Source organism: Flagellimonas abyssi, assembly GCF_019457905.1.
Taxonomy (GTDB): domain Bacteria; phylum Bacteroidota; class Bacteroidia; order Flavobacteriales; family Flavobacteriaceae; genus Flagellimonas; species Flagellimonas abyssi.
Genome location: NZ_JAHZSV010000033.1, coordinates 12,309 through 28,654, shown reverse-complemented (window position 1 = coordinate 28,654; position 16,346 = coordinate 12,309). Strand labels below are relative to the sequence as shown.

The 16,346-nt window shown below is 36.3% G+C and carries 15 protein-coding genes; all 15 read left to right on the top strand.

The window, feature by feature from the left end; translation table 11 throughout:
* The first annotated feature begins 141 nt into the window (after positions 1-141).
* The gene (locus K1F36_RS16930; protein ID WP_008616438.1) at positions 142-558 is read left to right on the top strand and encodes an HYC_CC_PP family protein; all 417 of its coding nucleotides are present in this window, start codon (positions 142-144) and stop codon (positions 556-558) included.
* A 135-nt stretch (positions 559-693) separates the two neighbouring features.
* On the top strand, positions 694-4,434 hold the full coding sequence (locus K1F36_RS16925) for an efflux RND transporter permease subunit (protein ID WP_127137408.1): 3,741 nt from the start codon (positions 694-696) through the stop codon (positions 4,432-4,434).
* Positions 4,431-5,648 carry a TolC family protein gene (locus tag K1F36_RS16920; RefSeq protein ID WP_127137407.1) on the top strand — a complete coding sequence of 406 codons (1,218 nt, stop codon included), beginning with the start codon at positions 4,431-4,433 and terminating at the stop codon, positions 5,646-5,648. Before K1F36_RS16925 ends, K1F36_RS16920 begins: the two co-directional genes overlap by 4 nt.
* 2 nt (positions 5,649-5,650) lie before the next feature.
* A complete protein-coding gene (locus tag K1F36_RS16915) occupies positions 5,651-7,948 on the top strand; it encodes a multicopper oxidase domain-containing protein (RefSeq protein WP_127137406.1) in 2,298 nt (765 codons plus the stop codon).
* Positions 7,949-7,969: 21 nt separating this feature from the next.
* Positions 7,970-8,356: a DUF302 domain-containing protein gene (locus K1F36_RS16910; RefSeq protein ID WP_127137405.1), complete on the top strand. Its 387-nt coding sequence runs from the start codon at positions 7,970-7,972 to the stop codon at positions 8,354-8,356.
* A 51-nt stretch (positions 8,357-8,407) separates the two neighbouring features.
* Positions 8,408-9,043 carry a DUF3347 domain-containing protein gene (locus K1F36_RS16905; protein ID WP_127137404.1) on the top strand — a complete coding sequence of 212 codons (636 nt, stop codon included), beginning with the start codon at positions 8,408-8,410 and terminating at the stop codon, positions 9,041-9,043.
* Positions 9,044-9,496, top strand: coding sequence for a heme-binding domain-containing protein (locus K1F36_RS16900; RefSeq protein ID WP_127137403.1), 453 nt, complete (start codon positions 9,044-9,046; stop codon positions 9,494-9,496).
* A gap of 25 nt (positions 9,497-9,521) precedes the next feature.
* Positions 9,522-10,076 (top strand): DUF3347 domain-containing protein, encoded by a 555-nt coding sequence (locus tag K1F36_RS16895; RefSeq protein ID WP_127137402.1) that lies wholly within the window; start codon positions 9,522-9,524, stop codon positions 10,074-10,076.
* 553 nt (positions 10,077-10,629) lie between these two features.
* A complete protein-coding gene (locus K1F36_RS16890) occupies positions 10,630-11,187 on the top strand; it encodes a potassium channel family protein (RefSeq protein ID WP_220114876.1) in 558 nt (185 codons plus the stop codon).
* A 20-nt stretch (positions 11,188-11,207) separates the two neighbouring features.
* Positions 11,208-11,690, top strand: coding sequence for a YybH family protein (locus tag K1F36_RS16885; protein ID WP_127137400.1), 483 nt, complete (start codon positions 11,208-11,210; stop codon positions 11,688-11,690).
* 6 nt (positions 11,691-11,696) lie between these two features.
* Complete coding sequence (locus K1F36_RS16880) at positions 11,697-12,281, top strand: DUF2911 domain-containing protein (RefSeq protein ID WP_127137399.1); 585 nt, start codon at positions 11,697-11,699, stop codon at positions 12,279-12,281.
* A 1-nt stretch (position 12,282) separates the two neighbouring features.
* The gene (locus K1F36_RS16875; protein ID WP_127137398.1) at positions 12,283-12,993 is read left to right on the top strand and encodes a PepSY domain-containing protein; all 711 of its coding nucleotides are present in this window, start codon (positions 12,283-12,285) and stop codon (positions 12,991-12,993) included.
* A gap of 5 nt (positions 12,994-12,998) precedes the next feature.
* Entirely contained in the window at positions 12,999-14,801 is a 1,803-nt protein-coding gene (locus K1F36_RS16870; RefSeq protein ID WP_220114875.1) for an efflux RND transporter periplasmic adaptor subunit, read from the top strand.
* Positions 14,802-15,044: 243 nt separating this feature from the next.
* Positions 15,045-15,611, top strand: coding sequence for a helix-turn-helix domain-containing protein (locus K1F36_RS16865; protein ID WP_127137396.1), 567 nt, complete (start codon positions 15,045-15,047; stop codon positions 15,609-15,611).
* 82 nt (positions 15,612-15,693) lie between these two features.
* The gene (locus K1F36_RS16860) at positions 15,694-16,341 is read left to right on the top strand and encodes a class I SAM-dependent methyltransferase (protein ID WP_008992797.1); all 648 of its coding nucleotides are present in this window, start codon (positions 15,694-15,696) and stop codon (positions 16,339-16,341) included.
* The last annotated feature ends 5 nt before the right edge of the window (positions 16,342-16,346 follow it).

Sequence of the window (16,346 nt, the reverse complement as noted above, 5' to 3'; positions counted from 1 at the left end):
TATATCATATAAAGGAAGCTGCAAAAGAATTTTATTTGCAAATAATATTTAAGCGGTTTCGTGCAAAATAAACATTGATAAATCAAAAAAAATTGTTAAATAAACAAATTGAGATAAATTTTTTATAAATTTGCAACATTAATGAAAAAAGTTTTTCATAAAATATCATCCGTTTGTTTGGCACTTATCGTGCTATTGTCAACAGTTTCTTTTACTATTGATAGTCATTACTGTGGCGATACTTTAGTGGATTCTTCTTTATTTGGGCACGTTGAAACTTGCGGAATGGATAAGCAACTATCCAAAAATGATTGTCAAAGTGAAGTTCAGGATGATTCCTGCTGTTCAGATAAGCAATTAGTTGTTGAAGGTCAGGACGACCTGAAGATGTCTTTTAACACCTTAAATTTTGAGCAACAAGTCTTTGTTGTCTCTTTTGTACATTCTTATATCAATCTCTTTGAGACTCTTGATTCACACATTGTACCATTTAGAGATTATGCGGTTCCCTTTCTCATACGGGATATACAAAAACTGCACGAGACGTATTTAATTTGATTTTAAACAGTTTCCGATAACTATCGGAAAGATTATCCTAATGGTTATAACCATTCTGGGGTCATTTCGTTGTGTTTAATTTTCTGATTGCATCAGAATCTTATTCAATGTTTAACTGTTTAACAATCAATACACATGCTGAATAAAAGCATCAAATTTTTAATCGAGAACAAGCTAGTAGCCGTTCTACTACTTGCACTTTTTATTGCTTGGGGAGTCGTAAACGCCCCGTTTGAATGGAATACAGGCTCACTTCCTCGAGACCCTGTTGCCGTAGATGCCATACCAGATATTGGCGAAAACCAACAAATTGTATTTACTAAATGGGATGGTCGTTCCCCTCAAGATATTGAGGATCAAATTACTTATCCTCTAACCACATCGCTTCTTGGTATTCCAGGGGTTAAAACAATACGTAGTTCATCTATGTTCGGGTTTTCGAGCATTTATATCATTTTCGAAGAAGATATTGAATTTTATTGGAGCAGAAGCCGAATACTTGAAAAATTAAACTCATTACCAGCCGGACTTCTACCAGAAGGCGTTAATCCAGCTCTAGGTCCCGATGCCACAGGATTAGGGCAAATATATTGGTACACCCTTGAGGGACGTGATAAAGATGGTAATGTTACAGGTGGATGGGATTTACAGGAATTACGAAGCATTCAGGATTTCTACGTAAAATACGCACTGTCTTCGGCGAGTGGTGTTTCCGAAGTGGCTTCCATCGGCGGATATGTTTTGGAATATCAAGTGGATGTTAATCCCGAATTAATGCGGCAATACAACATAGGCTTGAGTGAGGTTGTAAAAGCAGTAAAACAAAGCAACAAAGATGTTGGTGCACAAACGCTTGAAATCAACCAAGCTGAATACCTTATAAGAGGATTGGGTTATATTAAGAAACTATCTGATTTAGAAAACGCGGTAGTTACTTCAAAAGATTTTACATCCATCCGTATAAAGGATATTGCGAAAGTAACACACGGTCCTGCTACAAGAAGAGGCTTATTGGACAAGGAAGGAGCCGAGGTTGTTGGTGGTGTTGTAGTGGCTCGTTATGGGGCCAATCCTATGGAAGTCATCAACAATGTTAAAGAAAAAATAAACGAGTTAAGTTCTGGGCTTCCATCAAAAACATTAAGCGATGGGAGGACTTCGCAATTAACCATCGTACCCTTTTATGACAGAACAGAACTAATCCAAGAAACCTTGGGCACACTTGATGAAGCGCTAACTTTAGAGATATTGATAACCATTTTTGTGATTATCATAATGGTCTTCAATTTAAGGGCTTCCGTATTGATTTCCGGATTATTGCCTGTTGCGGTTTTGATGGTCTTTATTTCTATGAAACTGTTCAATGTAGATGCAAATATTGTCGCCTTATCTGGTATTGCAATTGCTATTGGAACTATGGTCGATGTGGGCGTTATCCTTTCGGAAAATGTCTTGCGGCATATTGATGAAAATGAAGAAAAGCTACCTATGAATACGGTAGTTTATAATGCGACTGCCGAAGTTTCTGGCGCCATCTTAACGGCAGTAATGACCACTATTATTAGTTTCATTCCTGTATTTACTATGATTGGTGCAGAAGGGAAATTGTTTAGGCCATTGGCATTTACAAAAACGGCAGCACTCACCGCAGCTCTTATTGTTGCCCTATTTTTAATTCCACCATTTGCGGCCTATTTATTTAAAAAGAGAAATTTAAAAACTTCTTTTAGTTATATGCTAAATGGAGCATTGATTGTTTTTGGCGTTTTATCTTTAATTTTAGGCTATCCGCTTGGATTAATATTAGTTGCATTTGGCGTTGTTGGCTTCCTTTCACTAAAGGAAAAGATTACGTCAAAACGCGCCAACATCATCAATATATTTGTTTCGGCTTTTGCTATCATATTCCTATTGGCGGAATATTGGAGACCACTGGGAGTAGATAGAAGTATCCTTATAAACTTAATCTTCGTTGGTCTTATCTGTTTTGGTCTTTTGGGTGTATTTACACTTTTTAGAAATTATTATGTTCGAATTTTAAATTGGGCATTGCGTAATAAGCTGTTATTTCTTTCGATACCAACTGCCATTGTAATTTTTGGAGTGATGATTATGCGTAATACTGGTAAAGAGTTTATGCCTTCACTCAATGAGGGTTCATTCCTGTTAATGCCCACTTCAATGCCACACGCAGGTGTGGAGGAAAATAAACGCGTCCTACAGCAACTCGATATGGCCGTTGCGAGCATTCCAGAAATTGAAACTGTAGTCGGTAAATCTGGGCGTACAGAATCAGCATTAGACCCTGCACCGTTATCGATGTATGAGAATGTTATTCAATATAAATCTGAATATATTTTAAATGAAAATCGCAAAAGACAACGCTTTAAGGTAAACGAAGACGGCTTATTTGTTTTAAAGGATGGCAGTTTAGTAACCAACCCTAATAGCGAAATTGAAGTAGAAGATGATGACTATAAAGCCTCAAAAATTACAGACCCATTCTCTGTGACAAGTTCACAGCTCATTCCAGATGACGATGGAGAGTACTTTAGAAATTGGCGACCTGAAATTGAATCGCCAGACGATATTTGGAAAGAAATCGTAAGGGTTACAAAGCTTCCAGGTGTTACTTCAGCACCAAAGCTACAACCCATAGAAACACGCTTGGTGATGCTACAGACTGGTATGCGAGCACCTATGGGCATTAAGGTGAAAGGACAGGATTTAAAAGAAATTGAGGCGTTTGGGGTACAATTGGAAGATATCTTAAAACAAGCCGAAGGCGTTAAAGACGAAGCTGTCTTTGCCGACCGTATTGTGGGGAAACCTTATTTACTTATTGATATTGATAGAGAACGACTTGCGCGCTATGGCATAACCATAGAGCAAGTACAGCAAGTTATACAGGTTTCTGTAGGTGGTATGGTGCTTTCGCAAACAGTAGAAGGTAGGGAGCGTTATGGTATTCGTGTGCGCTACCCCAGAGAATTACGCGCAAATCCAAACGATTTAAAAGATATTTATGTGCCTGTAGAAAAAGGAAGTCCAGTTCCGTTAAGTGAGTTGGCTACTATAAGATACGAACAAGGGCCTCAGGTCATTAAAAGTGAGGACACTTTTTTAGTTGGCTATGTGCTTTTTGATAAGCTGGACGGTTATGCAGAGGTTGATGTAGTGGAGAATGCCCAAGCCCTAATTCAGCAAAAGATTGATGACGGCGAGTTAATTGTGCCAAAAGGAATCAACTACCGATTTACAGGAACGTATGAGAACCAATTAAGGGCTGAAAAAACTTTAAGTGTTGTAGTACCATTAGCTCTCATTATCATATTCCTAATTCTTTATTTTCAGTTTCGTTCGGTAAGTACATCGCTAATGGTATTTACTGGTATTGCCGTAGCCTTTGCAGGTGGGTTCTTAATGATTTGGGGTTATGGACAGGATTGGTTCCTGAATTTTAGTTTTTTCGGAGAAAACCTGCGAGACCTGTTCCAAATGCACACTATAAATTTAAGTGTAGCTGTGTGGGTGGGCTTTATTGCCCTGTTTGGTATTGCAACAGATGATGGTGTGGTAATGGCAACTTATCTCACTCAAACATTTGATAAAAACAAACCAACAGATAAAACTGGGGTTAGAGCATCCGTAGTCGAAGCAGGAGAAAAACGTATTCGACCTTGTTTAATGACAACGGCAACCACGATTCTTGCTTTACTACCTGTACTCACATCAACAGGTCGAGGTAGTGATATTATGATTCCGATGGCAATTCCATCCTTTGGAGGAATGTTAATTGCGCTTATAACCCTATTTGTTGTACCAGTATTATTTAGCTGGAAACACGAATTTCAATTAAAAAGAGCTACAAAATGAGATATGTAATTGTAATAGTACTTGCTTTTTTTGCTTTAGCCAAAACGAATGCACAAGATTTGACAACGTACATTCAGGAAGCTGAGAAGAATAATCCAGAGATTCAAGCTTTTGAATTGCGGTATAATATAGCTGAAGAAAAAGTTAATGAAGCAGATTGGTTGCCAAATACCGTTGTGGGAGTAGGTTATTTTGTAAGCGAACCCGAAACCCGAACAGGTGCACAACGTGCTCGCTTTTCGGTATCACAAATGCTGCCTTGGTTTGGAACTATTACCGCAAGGGAAAATTATGCCAGTTCAATGGCAGAAACTCAATATGTAGATATTGCGATTGCAAAGCGAAAACTTGCACTTGCAGTTTCTCAATCTTATTACGAGCTATACGCCATCAGAGCAAAACAATTAGTGCTTGATAAGAACATTGAGCTTTTAGAAACCTATGAGCGTTTGGCGTTAACTTCAGTAGAAGTTGGTAAGGCATCTGCTGTAGATGTTCTTCGCCTGCAAATAAGGCAAAATGAACTTGTACAGCAAAAAGAAGTATTGGAGCAAGATTATTTGGCAGAACAAACAGCTTTCAACAATCTTTTAAATCGGGATGAGGATATTGCAGTAACCGTAGTTGAAGAGATGTTTATTCCAGATGAGGATGCTTTAATCTTAACTGAAAACCTTCAGTTAAACCCAGAACTCATAAAGTATGATAAGCTATTTGAATCGGTTGAACAATCGGAGTTGTTAAACCAAAAAGAAAGTGCACCTAATATAGGTTTTGGTTTGGATTATGTGCCAGTTTCTGAACGTCCTGATATGAATTTTGTTGACAACGGAAAAGACATTGTAATGCCGATGGTATCTATCTCAATTCCAATATTTAATAACAAGTATAAATCTGTCACAAAGCAAAATGAATTAAGACAATTGGAAATTAAATCTCAAAAGGAAGACAGGTTGAACAAACTTGAAACGCTTTTGGCACAAGCCCAACATAACAGAAATGCTACGAGGATTAAATTTAATGTACAAACCGATAATTTAAAACAGGCAAATGATGCCGAAGAAATATTGATAAAAAATTATGAGACAGGTACTATCAATTTTAATGACGTGTTAGACGTACAAGAATTACAATTGAAGTTTCAAATAAACCTTATTGAATCGGTCAAAAGTTATTATATCCAGTCAGCAATAATAAACTACTTAAGTAATTAATTATGAAGACACTAAAAACAATCACCTTATTATTATTTACCTCATTCACTTTTGCCCAGGTAGGCACAAATGGTGATGACAGGAAAGAAGAAGGACGACCCGTCAAAGAGTATAACCTTACCCTAGAACAAAAGGAGATGACCCTTGGAGGCGTAACGGCCAATGCAATGACCATAAACGGCCAAATTCCTGGTCCAGTCTTGGAATTTACCGAGGGAGACCTTGCCATAATCAATGTGACTAATAAAATGGATGAGGAAACATCAGTGCATTGGCACGGATTAATACTTCCAAATTTCTATGACGGTGTTCCATATTTAACAACACCACCTATTGAACCAGGGGAGACATTCCAATACAGAATTCCAATCAATCAGTCTGGAACCTATTGGTATCATTCACACACAATGTTACAAGAGCAAAAGGGTGTGTATGGCTCCATAATCATTCAGCCTAAAGAAAAAACATTGGATTATGATAAAGATTTGGTAGTGGTATTGTCTGATTGGACCAATGAAAAACCAATGAATGTACTACGTAACTTAAAGAGGGGTAACGAGTGGTATCAAGTTAAAAAGGGTACAGCAGTACCGTTGAGTAGGGTAATTAAAGAAGGTGCTCTGGGAGCACAGTTCAAATTTTGGCGAGACCGTATGGAAGGCGCAGATATTGCAGATATCTACTACCCTGCATTTTTAACAAATGGTAAAAAACAAGCAGACTATCCAGAATTTCTACCAGGTGAAAAAGTAAGGCTTCGTTTTATCAATGCATCGGCATCTACTTATTATTGGATGGATTTCGGAGGAGGTAACCCAATGGTTGTTTCAAGTGATGGTATAGATGTGGAACCTATATCAAAAAGTCGCTTCCTTTTTGGTATTGCTGAAACCTATGATGTAATTGTCACCATTCCAGAAGGTACAGTAGAAATTACTGCCACGGCACAGGATGGTTCTGGGGACACCTCTTTACGTATAGGACAAGGAACACTTTATCCCGCAGAAAGAATTGACAGACCAGATAAAGTGGAAATGATGAAGCAAATGGCTAAAATGGATATGAAAATGGGAGCTCCCTCTATGGTAGGCAACAAAAAGAAAAACACACCCGAAGTTTTGATGCAGAAGTACGGGATGAAGATGGATATGAAAGATGGGCAAATGAATATGAACGATAATAGTTCTACGAAGGATGGCGCAATGAATGATAAAATGAATATGGATGACCATATGAACCATAATGACCAAATGATGCAAAAAGACACTTCTTCGTTTGATTACAACACCCGAAAGACCTATTTCAACTATGATTTTTTAAAGGCAAAAGAAAACACCACATATAAAGCAGATTTACCGGTAAATGACATTTTATTGAACCTAACTGGAAATATGCAGCGTTACGTCTGGAGTATGAACGGTGTACCCTTATCGGAAACGGATAAAATAAAAATCAAGGGTGGCGAGGTAACAAGAATTACCCTCAATAACCTGACAATGATGCACCACCCAATGCACCTTCACGGGCATTACTTTAGGGTGATTAACGAAAATGGAGAACGTTCCCCGTTGAAACATACTGTTAATGTGCCGCCTATGCAAAAAGTTGTTATCGAATTTTATAACGAAGAGTATGGCGATTGGTTCTTCCACTGTCACATACTGTATCATATGATGGGTGGTATGGCACGCGTATTTAGTTATGACACACCAAGGGACAAAAGAATGGCAGATTATCCGGTTCAAAAACTAGTTGATGAGACAGACCATTATTATTCGTGGGGATTGGCTCGTATAGGTTCAAACTTTAATGAACTCTTATTAACATCGAGCAATATCCGTAACGAATTTGGATTAAGGGCAGAGTTCGATTACGACCAAAACCTTGAAGCCGAAATAAGTTATAATAGGTATCTGAACGATTGGGTACGTGTTTATGCAGGAGTAAATACCGAAACGTCAACACCAGATTCTTACGATACATTTAATACCGTAGGATTGGTTGGTGTAAAGTATTTTACGCCTTATAGATTTAATGTAGATGTGAGTATGGACCATCAGCTACGCCCAAGAATACGTTTGGACAGAGAATTATTGATTTTTCCAAGAATTTTTTTGGAAGGCGAATACGAATACAGAGCAGATTTTGGATGGGTCAATGATTTAGAGAATAATAAATCATTTGAAAGCGAAACACAATGGTTGGTAGGGGTTGCATACATTCTTTCGCGCAATTTTTCAATCCAAGCTAACTACAATAACCGATATGGATTGGGTGGTGGACTATTAGCAAGATTTTAAACAACTAAAAATTAAAAAAAGATGAACTATTATTTTAATAAAACAATCAATGGAACCTTCGAAGAGGTCATAGAGAAAGTGACACAAGGATTGAAAGACGAAGGTTTTGGCATACTCACAGAAATTGACGTCAAAGAGACCTTAAAAAACAAACTGGATATAAACTTCAAAAAGTATAGGATTCTAGGGGCTTGCAATCCTCCCTATGCTCACAAAGCTTTGCAAGCAGAAGATAAAATTGGAACGATGTTGCCTTGCAATGTCATAGTTCAGGAAATTGAAGCAGGCACCATTGAAGTAGCAGCAGTAAACCCAATGGCATCGATGCAGGCAGTGGAGAATGAGAAGTTGAATGAGGTTGCCAATGAAATAACTGCAATGCTAGAAAACGTAATTGAAAAACTATAAAATACATTTCAAAAAGTAATACAAATAAACACAAACATAAATTAAAACAAAATGAGCAAATTAAAATCAACATTAGGTATAGTTGCAATAGCATTTATAACCTTAACAGCAATGTCTTGCAAAGACAACAAAAATGAACAAAATAATGCAGATGGGAACCATTCTGAAATGAGTGCTGATGAAGACCATTCAAAAATGAATCACGATAATAGTGATGAACACCACGATGGAGATAAGAAGGAAATGGCAATGAGTGGCGATGGTAATTCACAAGCTGTATTAAAGGACTACTTTAATCTTAAAAATGCGTTGGTTGCAGATGATAATGCTAAAGCCAAAGAGTTGGGTGCAATCCTCGCAACATCCTTAGGCAAGCTTGACATTTCAAAATATACCGATGCCCAGCAATCTGATTTAAAGGACATTGTTGAGGATGCTGTAGAACACGCAGAACATATTGCAGAAAGTGATATAGCACACCAACGAGAGCACTTTAAAATTTTAAGTAAGGATGTAACAGATATGGTTGCCATTACTGGAACAGAGATGAAAATATACGAGCAATTTTGCCCAATGTATGATAACAATAAGGGTGGTGCTTGGCTTAGTATGAACGAAGAAATTAGAAACCCTTATTTCGGTGACAAAATGTTGAAATGCGGTAAAGTACAGCGAGAAATTAACTAAATGAAAGTAGTAAAAATCATAGCGATTGTGTTATTGGTAGCGTTTGTGGGGATTCAATTTATGCCCACAACGCGCAACCAAAGTGATTCTGTTCCTTCCACCGATTTTATGTTGGTCAATAATGTGCCAGAGAATATTCAAAAAAAGTTACAGGTATCCTGCTATGATTGTCACAGCAATAATACGCAATACCCTTGGTATAACCAAGTTCAGCCTGTTGCTTGGTTTCTGGAAGACCATATAAAAGAAGGCAAGGCTGAATTGAATTTTAATGAATGGGATTCGTTATCAAACAGAAGAAAAAAGAGCAAGTTAAGGTCAATCATCAAACAGATTGAAAGTGACGAAATGCCTTTATATTCTTACACTTTGATTCATAAAGACGCAAGCTTTTCTGAAGCTGAAAAACAGGAACTAATCCGTTGGATAGAACAATTAAAAGATAGTATATAAACAATAACAATTAAAAACAATAAAAATGAAAAATTTAAAAATGAGTATCGCAACAATGCTATTGTTAGCAGTTTCTTTTACCAATGCACAGGAAAAGGAAAAAATGAAAATGGACCATAGTAAAATGGACCATAGTAAAATGATGAATATGAATAGTGATACAAAGGCTGAAGCAATATTAAATGATTACTTCAACCTAAAGGATGCCTTGGTTGCAGATGATACCAAAAAGGCAGCCCAAGAAGGCTCTAAATTGGCCGCTTCACTAAAAGCCTTTGATGCTTCAAAGTATACGGCAGAAGAACAAAAAGAATTAGCTGACATAATTGAAGATGCCACAGAGCACGCCGAACATATTGCAAAAAGTGATATGGGCCATCAAAGAGAGCATTTTAAAACCTTAAGTAAGGATATGTCAGATTTGATAGCAATTACAGGTACAAAAAACACGCTGTACGAGCAGTTTTGCCCAATGTATGATGGTGGTAGCTCTTGGTTGAGTAGCAGTGACCAAGTGAGAAACCCATATTATGGCAGTAAGATGCTTAAATGTGGTAAAGTAAAAAAGACTATTAATTAGATAATCCCCTTCCTTAAGTTTTGGAATCTTTCTGGTTTATTAGTTAACAGAACGGTTCCAGTCTTAAGGAAATATTAATAGTCATTAAGTCCTGTCACGGGAAGGAAAAAAATGTTGATGGTTAGTGTTAACTCCTTCCCTTGTCAGGCACAACAAATTTTAAAAAGCAAGATTTGATATAATTAATAGCAGCCTGAAGAAGGAAGGGAACTAAATTCTCCCTAATAATTGATTAACAGCACTTCTCTTCCTTAGTCAGGTAAAAATGGAAAATGAAAAAGAGAGGCTAATAAAAAAGTGCTTGATTATGGGAGGGAGGCCAATTTTTTGATTGATGGATAGAGTCTAACTCTCATTGTCAAGTGCTATTTAAAGAAGAAATAAAAATTTAATTTAAAAAAACGATGAAAGATTGTTGCAAAGATGGTTGCAAACAAACAACTGAAAAATCGGTTGCTAATAAATGGATTAATTATATAGTCTATACAATACTTATTATAATAGTTAGTGGTGCATTGGCACTTCAATTATTTAGTTAAGCAAATAAATAAAAATGGCTGAAGAAAACATAATAGAAATATCTGAAAGTACAGGGTTTTACAAACAACTATTTAAAAAGGTATTGTTTACTGCAAGTGTAATCACTGCACTATCATTAAGTTATACTTTATGGGCAGATTTAGATTCTGATAACCAGTTTCTTGCGCTTATAATTGTTGGTATGGCTTTGGTGAAAACGGTTTTTATTGTCAGGCTCACTTTTATACAGCTAAGTAAAATAATAGGCGAAAGTCATCAACTTACACACGTTCTAACATTATTTGCTGTGTTAATTATTTTGATTGTTCTTTCGTTTTCAGCAGACTACCAAGCATTATATATTTTAAGTTCGGAAAATTTTAAATCAACTACATCACTCAACAGATCATTTATACCTCAATTTTTCGAGTTTATATATTTCAGCTTAATTACTTTTTCATCGGTTGGGTTTGGTGATGTAGTACCATTAACTATTTCGGGAAAACTTTTAGTGATGATGGAAGTTTTTTTAAGCTTTTTGGTACTCGTATTTGGTATAGCCAACATAAATAGAATACACGTCAATAAATAAAACATTATAAAACCAAAATTATGAAAACACTAAAACTAACAACAATCCTAATGCTAATTATGTTTGCCACAGGCCAACTGTTTAGCCAAAACGCAGATTCAGGAACAGAGAAAGAAGCTGTTCTAAAAGTAATGAAATCATACAAAGATGCCCTGCAAAACCTAACGACAGAAGGTACGTTCGAGTTATTTGCCAAGGATTCCGAAGTATTTGAATCAGGTGGTATAGAGGGTACCTATGCAAACTACATAGAACATCATTTAGGACCAGAATTAGGGCATTTTAAGAAATTTGAATTTTCAGATTATGAAATTGATGCGGAAGTAGATTTGCCTTATGCATTTACTACTGAAACCTACATCTACACTATCGTGCTCAATCCAGATGAAAAAGGCGAAAGTAGAACGATAAAGAAAAAAGGAGTGGCAACGTCAATCTTAAAAAAGATGGATGGTAAATGGAAGATTATTAAAACACATTCTTCGTCAAGAAATACAAAGTAAAATCTTATGAAAAAAAATATCCACCTTTCTGTATTACTAATCGTTTTGCTAATCGTCTCTTGCAAACAAGATGTGAAAAAGGTAGTTGTTGAGGAAAAAGCCACAGAAACTTCTGCAGAACCAGATAAAAAGAAACCTTTGAGCCCACATACATCAACGATGGCAATGATAGGCGATGCCCATATTCATATCGATTATTCGTCGCCAGGCGTAAGAAATAGAATCATTTTTGGTGGGTTGTTGGCTTATGACCAGTTGTGGCAAGCGGGTGCACATATGGCTACCTGGATAGAAACTAATAAGGATTTAATTATTGATGGTAAAATGTTACCTGCCGGTAAATATGGGTTTTTTACTATTCCATCAAAAGAAGAATGGACCATAATTTTTAATTCAAATTGGGACCAACATGGCAAGGACGAGTATGAGGAGAAGGATGATGTCTTGCGCTTCAAAGTTAAACCCATCATTTCAGATGAAGTTACCGAACACTTGGAATATCAAGTGAACAAGATTAATGACAATGAAGGTGCAATTTCATTGAGTTGGGAGAAGGTCTCTATAAAATTCAACTTTAAGGTAAATCAGTAATATGGTAAATAGACATACAGCATTAAAAATAAGAAGAGTTCATCGCTATTTAGGTATTTTCTTAGGTATTCAGTTCTTGATATGGACGATTAGCGGGATGTACTTCAGTTGGACAAACATTGATGACATTCACGGCGACCAATTCCGTAATATGGAATATGCGCCAAAAACCTTTGACAACCTTATTAGTCCTTCACTTATTAAAGGTAATGAAGGCATTCGTGATATAGAAATCAGGGATATCAATAACGAACCGTACTATTGGATTAACAATCAGCAATTGTATAATGCGAGAACTGGCGAAGCGAAAAAGACTATTTCTCAAGATGAAGCCTTGTACATTGCTAAAAACCAGATGATGGAGAATTTAAAAGTGGCCAATATCCAACGGATAAGTGAAGTGGGTGACCATCACGAATATCGTGAAAAATTGTTGCCAGCCTATGTTATCTCTTATGATACGGATGAAGCGTTGAAAGCCTACGTTTCAATAACAGATGCAAAATTCCAAACGGTGAGGCACAGGGCGTGGCGCTGGTTTGACTTTTTATGGATGACACATACAATGGATTATGAAGGCAGGGACAACTTTAACACCATTGTTTTAAGAGCATTTTCACTTTTGGGCTTAATTACTGTTTTGAGTGGATTTTTGCTCTGGTATACGTCATCACCGACCATTAGAAAAATTAGTAAAAAAAATAAAAAATAAATATTATGAATAAAAACATCATTTACATAGGTGTTGCGTTGATTGTTGGCCTATTGGGTGGCTTTCTAATTTTTGGTGGAGATTCTGCTGATAGTGCAACAAATGAGGTTACGGAGAATCACAATCATTCAGAAGAAATTGCTTCTAATCAAATGTGGACTTGCTCTATGCATCCACAGATTATGCAACCAGAACCTGGTGACTGCCCAATTTGTGGAATGGATTTAATACCTGCTGAAGCAGGAGCAGATGGTCTTATGGCAGATCAGTTTAAAATGACAGATAATGCAATGGCATTGGCCAACATTCAAACATCCATTGTTGGTGAGGGTGAAATCGGGAATAATTTTCTAAAGTTATCTGGAAAGATAAAAGCCAATGAAGAATCCAATGCTGTACAAGTAACCTATTTTGGTGGTAGAATAGAACAATTATATGTTAATTCTACTGGAGAACGTGTTGGTGCAGGTCAACGCTTGGCCACCATATATTCACCAGATTTAGTTGCAGCTCAGCAAGAGTTACTTACAGCCTCATCTATAAAAGAATCGCAACCAGAATTGTATAAGGCTGTAAAAAACAAGCTTAAATTATGGAAACTTTCAGAAAAGCAAATTAATGCCATAGAAGCTGCTGGAAAAGTGCAAGAATATTTTCCGGTTTTTGCTACAGTTTCAGGAACAGTGACCCATAAAATGGTAGAAGAAGGTGACTATGTAAAACAAGGACAGCCCTTATATAAAATAGCCAACCTCAATACGGTTTGGGCAGAATTTGATGCCTATGAGAATCAGATTGCTTCCTTGAAAGTTGGTCAAACCATTAAAGTGACTACCAATGCGTATCGCAATGAAGTATTTGATGCAAAAGTTTCATTTATTGACCCTTTATTAAATTCTTCTACACGTACCGTCGTAGTTAGAGCAGTACTTAATAATAAGAACGACCTATTTAAACCAGGTATGTTTGTCGAAGGTAAAATTGAAGGTGCTCAAGAAAGCACTTCAAGTAAAATAACAGTTCCTGCTACAGCTGTGATGTGGACTGGTGAACGTTCTGTAGTTTATATTAAAACTAATCCTAACGAAGCTGTTTTTGAAATGAGAGAGGTCTTACTCGGTAATGCCAATGGAGACACCTATACCATAATTGAAGGTCTTCAAAATGGTGATGAAGTGGTAACTAATGGCACGTTTACAGTAGATGCTGCTGCACAATTACAAGGCAAAAAATCTATGATGAACACTGCTGGTGGCAAAACAATGACCGGTCACGAAGGGCATTTAGGTATGCAAGGAAACAATTCTGATGATAGTAAGGGGAATACTGACCATTCAGAAATGAAAGAAAGGATAGCTGTTTCAAACAAATTTCAAGGCCAGTTAAAACAGGTGTTTGAGGATTATATTCTTTTGAAAGATGCTTTGGTTAATGATGATGCCAAAAATGCACAACAAGCAGGAATGCAAATAATACAATCCCTGAAAAATGTAGATATGAAGTTGTTGTCTGATGAAAAAGCACATAACCATTGGATGACCATTCAGAAGGAATTAAATACTTCGGCAAATGCTATTTCAAGTAATACGGATATTTCAAAACAAAGAGGGCATTTTAAGCATTTGTCTGCGCATATGATAAGTAGTGTACAGCTCTTTGGGGTCAATGAAAATGTTTATATCCAGTTTTGTCCAATGGCAGACAATAATAAGGGAGCGTACTGGATAAGTTTAGAGGAAGAAGTCCGTAACCCATATTATGGCGAAGCAATGTTAACCTGTGGTGAGGTTAGAGATACGTTAAAATAATCAGGGTTAGAGTTAATTGGTAAAAGCGGATTCTTCAGCCTTTAATATTTTAAAGAGGAGAAAGATGATGAGTGAAAGTAGAAGAAATAGAAGAAAAAACAAGAAAAATACATATAAACAGAAAAATCCGATTACAAAAAAAGATAAGGTTATCGGAATTTCAGCGATGATAGGATTATTTATTGCTGCTGTAATACTAATCATATATCTAAATTTAGATTTTATTAGGCATTTGTTCAACCTATGAATAATACCATCCACATAAAAAATATGGTCTGTCCGAGATGTATATCGGCAGTTTCCCAAATTTTGGTAGGATTGAACATTGATTACAAAGCTGTCAAGTTAGGAGAAGTAGAATTGGTTTCGATGCTCAATGAATTCGAAAAAAAATCTTTGCAAAAAAAGCTACAAAATGCAGGATTTAGTTTGATTGACGACCGTAAAAGTCTGCTTATCGAGCAAATGAAAAATTTGGTAATTGAGAAAATACATTATTCCAATGAAAAGACCGAATTAAAATGGGCAGATATTGTTACTGGCGAACTTAACTTGGATTATAAATATTTAAGTTCCCTATTCTCGTCGGTAGAAAGCATCACGTTCGAGCAATACATCATCAACCAAAAAATTGAACGTGTAAAAGAACTTATTGTCTATGATGAATTAACCTTGAGTGAGATAGCTTTTCAATTACATTATAGTAGCGTTGCGTACTTAAGCAATCAATTCAAAAAAGTAACTGGAATGACACCTACGCAGTTCAAGAAATCTGTAGACAAAAACCGAAAATCCTTGGATGAGATTTAAGGTGTGTTTACCACTATTAAAGGGATATTTAAATCAATAGATGATATATTGATTTACCAATGAACCGAATTTAGATATCAAAATGAAATTAGACAGAAAGAAACATTGGGAAACAGTTCACGAAACTAAAAATCCAGACCAGGTAAGTTGGACGCAAGAAATACCAAAAACTTCACTGAAGTTTATACGTTCGTTCAAACTAAATAAAAAGGCAAAAATTATAGACATTGGTGGTGGCGACAGTAAACTTGTTGACTATTTACTTAAGGAAGGGTATAATAACATTACTGTACTTGATATTTCAGAAAAAGCAATTGCGAAAGCTAAAAAAAGACTGGGAGAAAAGGCAAGTAAAGTAAATTGGATTGTAAGCGACATTACCGAATTTGAACCAGATACATCTTTCGATGTTTGGCACGACAGAGCAACTTTTCATTTTCTTACAACAGATGACCAGATTAAAAAATATACTAACATAGCGACAATATTTGTAAGAGGTTATTTAATAATAGGAACCTTTTCACAAAACGGACCAAAAAAATGTAGCGGACTTGAAATAAAACAATACAATGAAGAGGAATTAACATCGGAATTAAAAAAAGGATTTGACAAAATTCGCTGTGTATCAGAGGACCACACAACACCATTCAACACCATACAGAATTTTCTGTTTTGTAGTTTTAAAAGACAATTAACTGTAAAGCCAGCAATACCTTCACCTACAAGCTAAAAGAA

What these genes read in the sequence shown, in the direction of transcription:
- K1F36_RS16890 (WP_220114876.1), top strand. Translation starts at nt 10,630, where the DNA reads ATGGCTGAAGAAAACATAATAGAAATATCTGAAAGTACAGGGTTTTAC.
- K1F36_RS16865 (WP_127137396.1), top strand. Translation starts at nt 15,045, where the DNA reads ATGAATAATACCATCCACATAAAAAATATGGTCTGTCCGAGATGTATA.
- K1F36_RS16880 (WP_127137399.1), top strand. Translation starts at nt 11,697, where the DNA reads ATGAAAAAAAATATCCACCTTTCTGTATTACTAATCGTTTTGCTAATC.
- K1F36_RS16885 (WP_127137400.1), top strand. Translation starts at nt 11,208, where the DNA reads ATGAAAACACTAAAACTAACAACAATCCTAATGCTAATTATGTTTGCC.
- K1F36_RS16905 (WP_127137404.1), top strand. Translation starts at nt 8,408, where the DNA reads ATGAGCAAATTAAAATCAACATTAGGTATAGTTGCAATAGCATTTATA.
- K1F36_RS16860 (WP_008992797.1), top strand. Translation starts at nt 15,694, where the DNA reads ATGAAATTAGACAGAAAGAAACATTGGGAAACAGTTCACGAAACTAAA.
- K1F36_RS16925 (WP_127137408.1), top strand. Translation starts at nt 694, where the DNA reads ATGCTGAATAAAAGCATCAAATTTTTAATCGAGAACAAGCTAGTAGCC.
- K1F36_RS16915 (WP_127137406.1), top strand. Translation starts at nt 5,651, where the DNA reads ATGAAGACACTAAAAACAATCACCTTATTATTATTTACCTCATTCACT.
- K1F36_RS16870 (WP_220114875.1), top strand. Translation starts at nt 12,999, where the DNA reads ATGAATAAAAACATCATTTACATAGGTGTTGCGTTGATTGTTGGCCTA.
- K1F36_RS16910 (WP_127137405.1), top strand. Translation starts at nt 7,970, where the DNA reads ATGAACTATTATTTTAATAAAACAATCAATGGAACCTTCGAAGAGGTC.
- K1F36_RS16930 (WP_008616438.1), top strand. Translation starts at nt 142, where the DNA reads ATGAAAAAAGTTTTTCATAAAATATCATCCGTTTGTTTGGCACTTATC.
- K1F36_RS16875 (WP_127137398.1), top strand. Translation starts at nt 12,283, where the DNA reads ATGGTAAATAGACATACAGCATTAAAAATAAGAAGAGTTCATCGCTAT.
- K1F36_RS16900 (WP_127137403.1), top strand. Translation starts at nt 9,044, where the DNA reads ATGAAAGTAGTAAAAATCATAGCGATTGTGTTATTGGTAGCGTTTGTG.
- K1F36_RS16895 (WP_127137402.1), top strand. Translation starts at nt 9,522, where the DNA reads ATGAAAAATTTAAAAATGAGTATCGCAACAATGCTATTGTTAGCAGTT.
- K1F36_RS16920 (WP_127137407.1), top strand. Translation starts at nt 4,431, where the DNA reads ATGAGATATGTAATTGTAATAGTACTTGCTTTTTTTGCTTTAGCCAAA.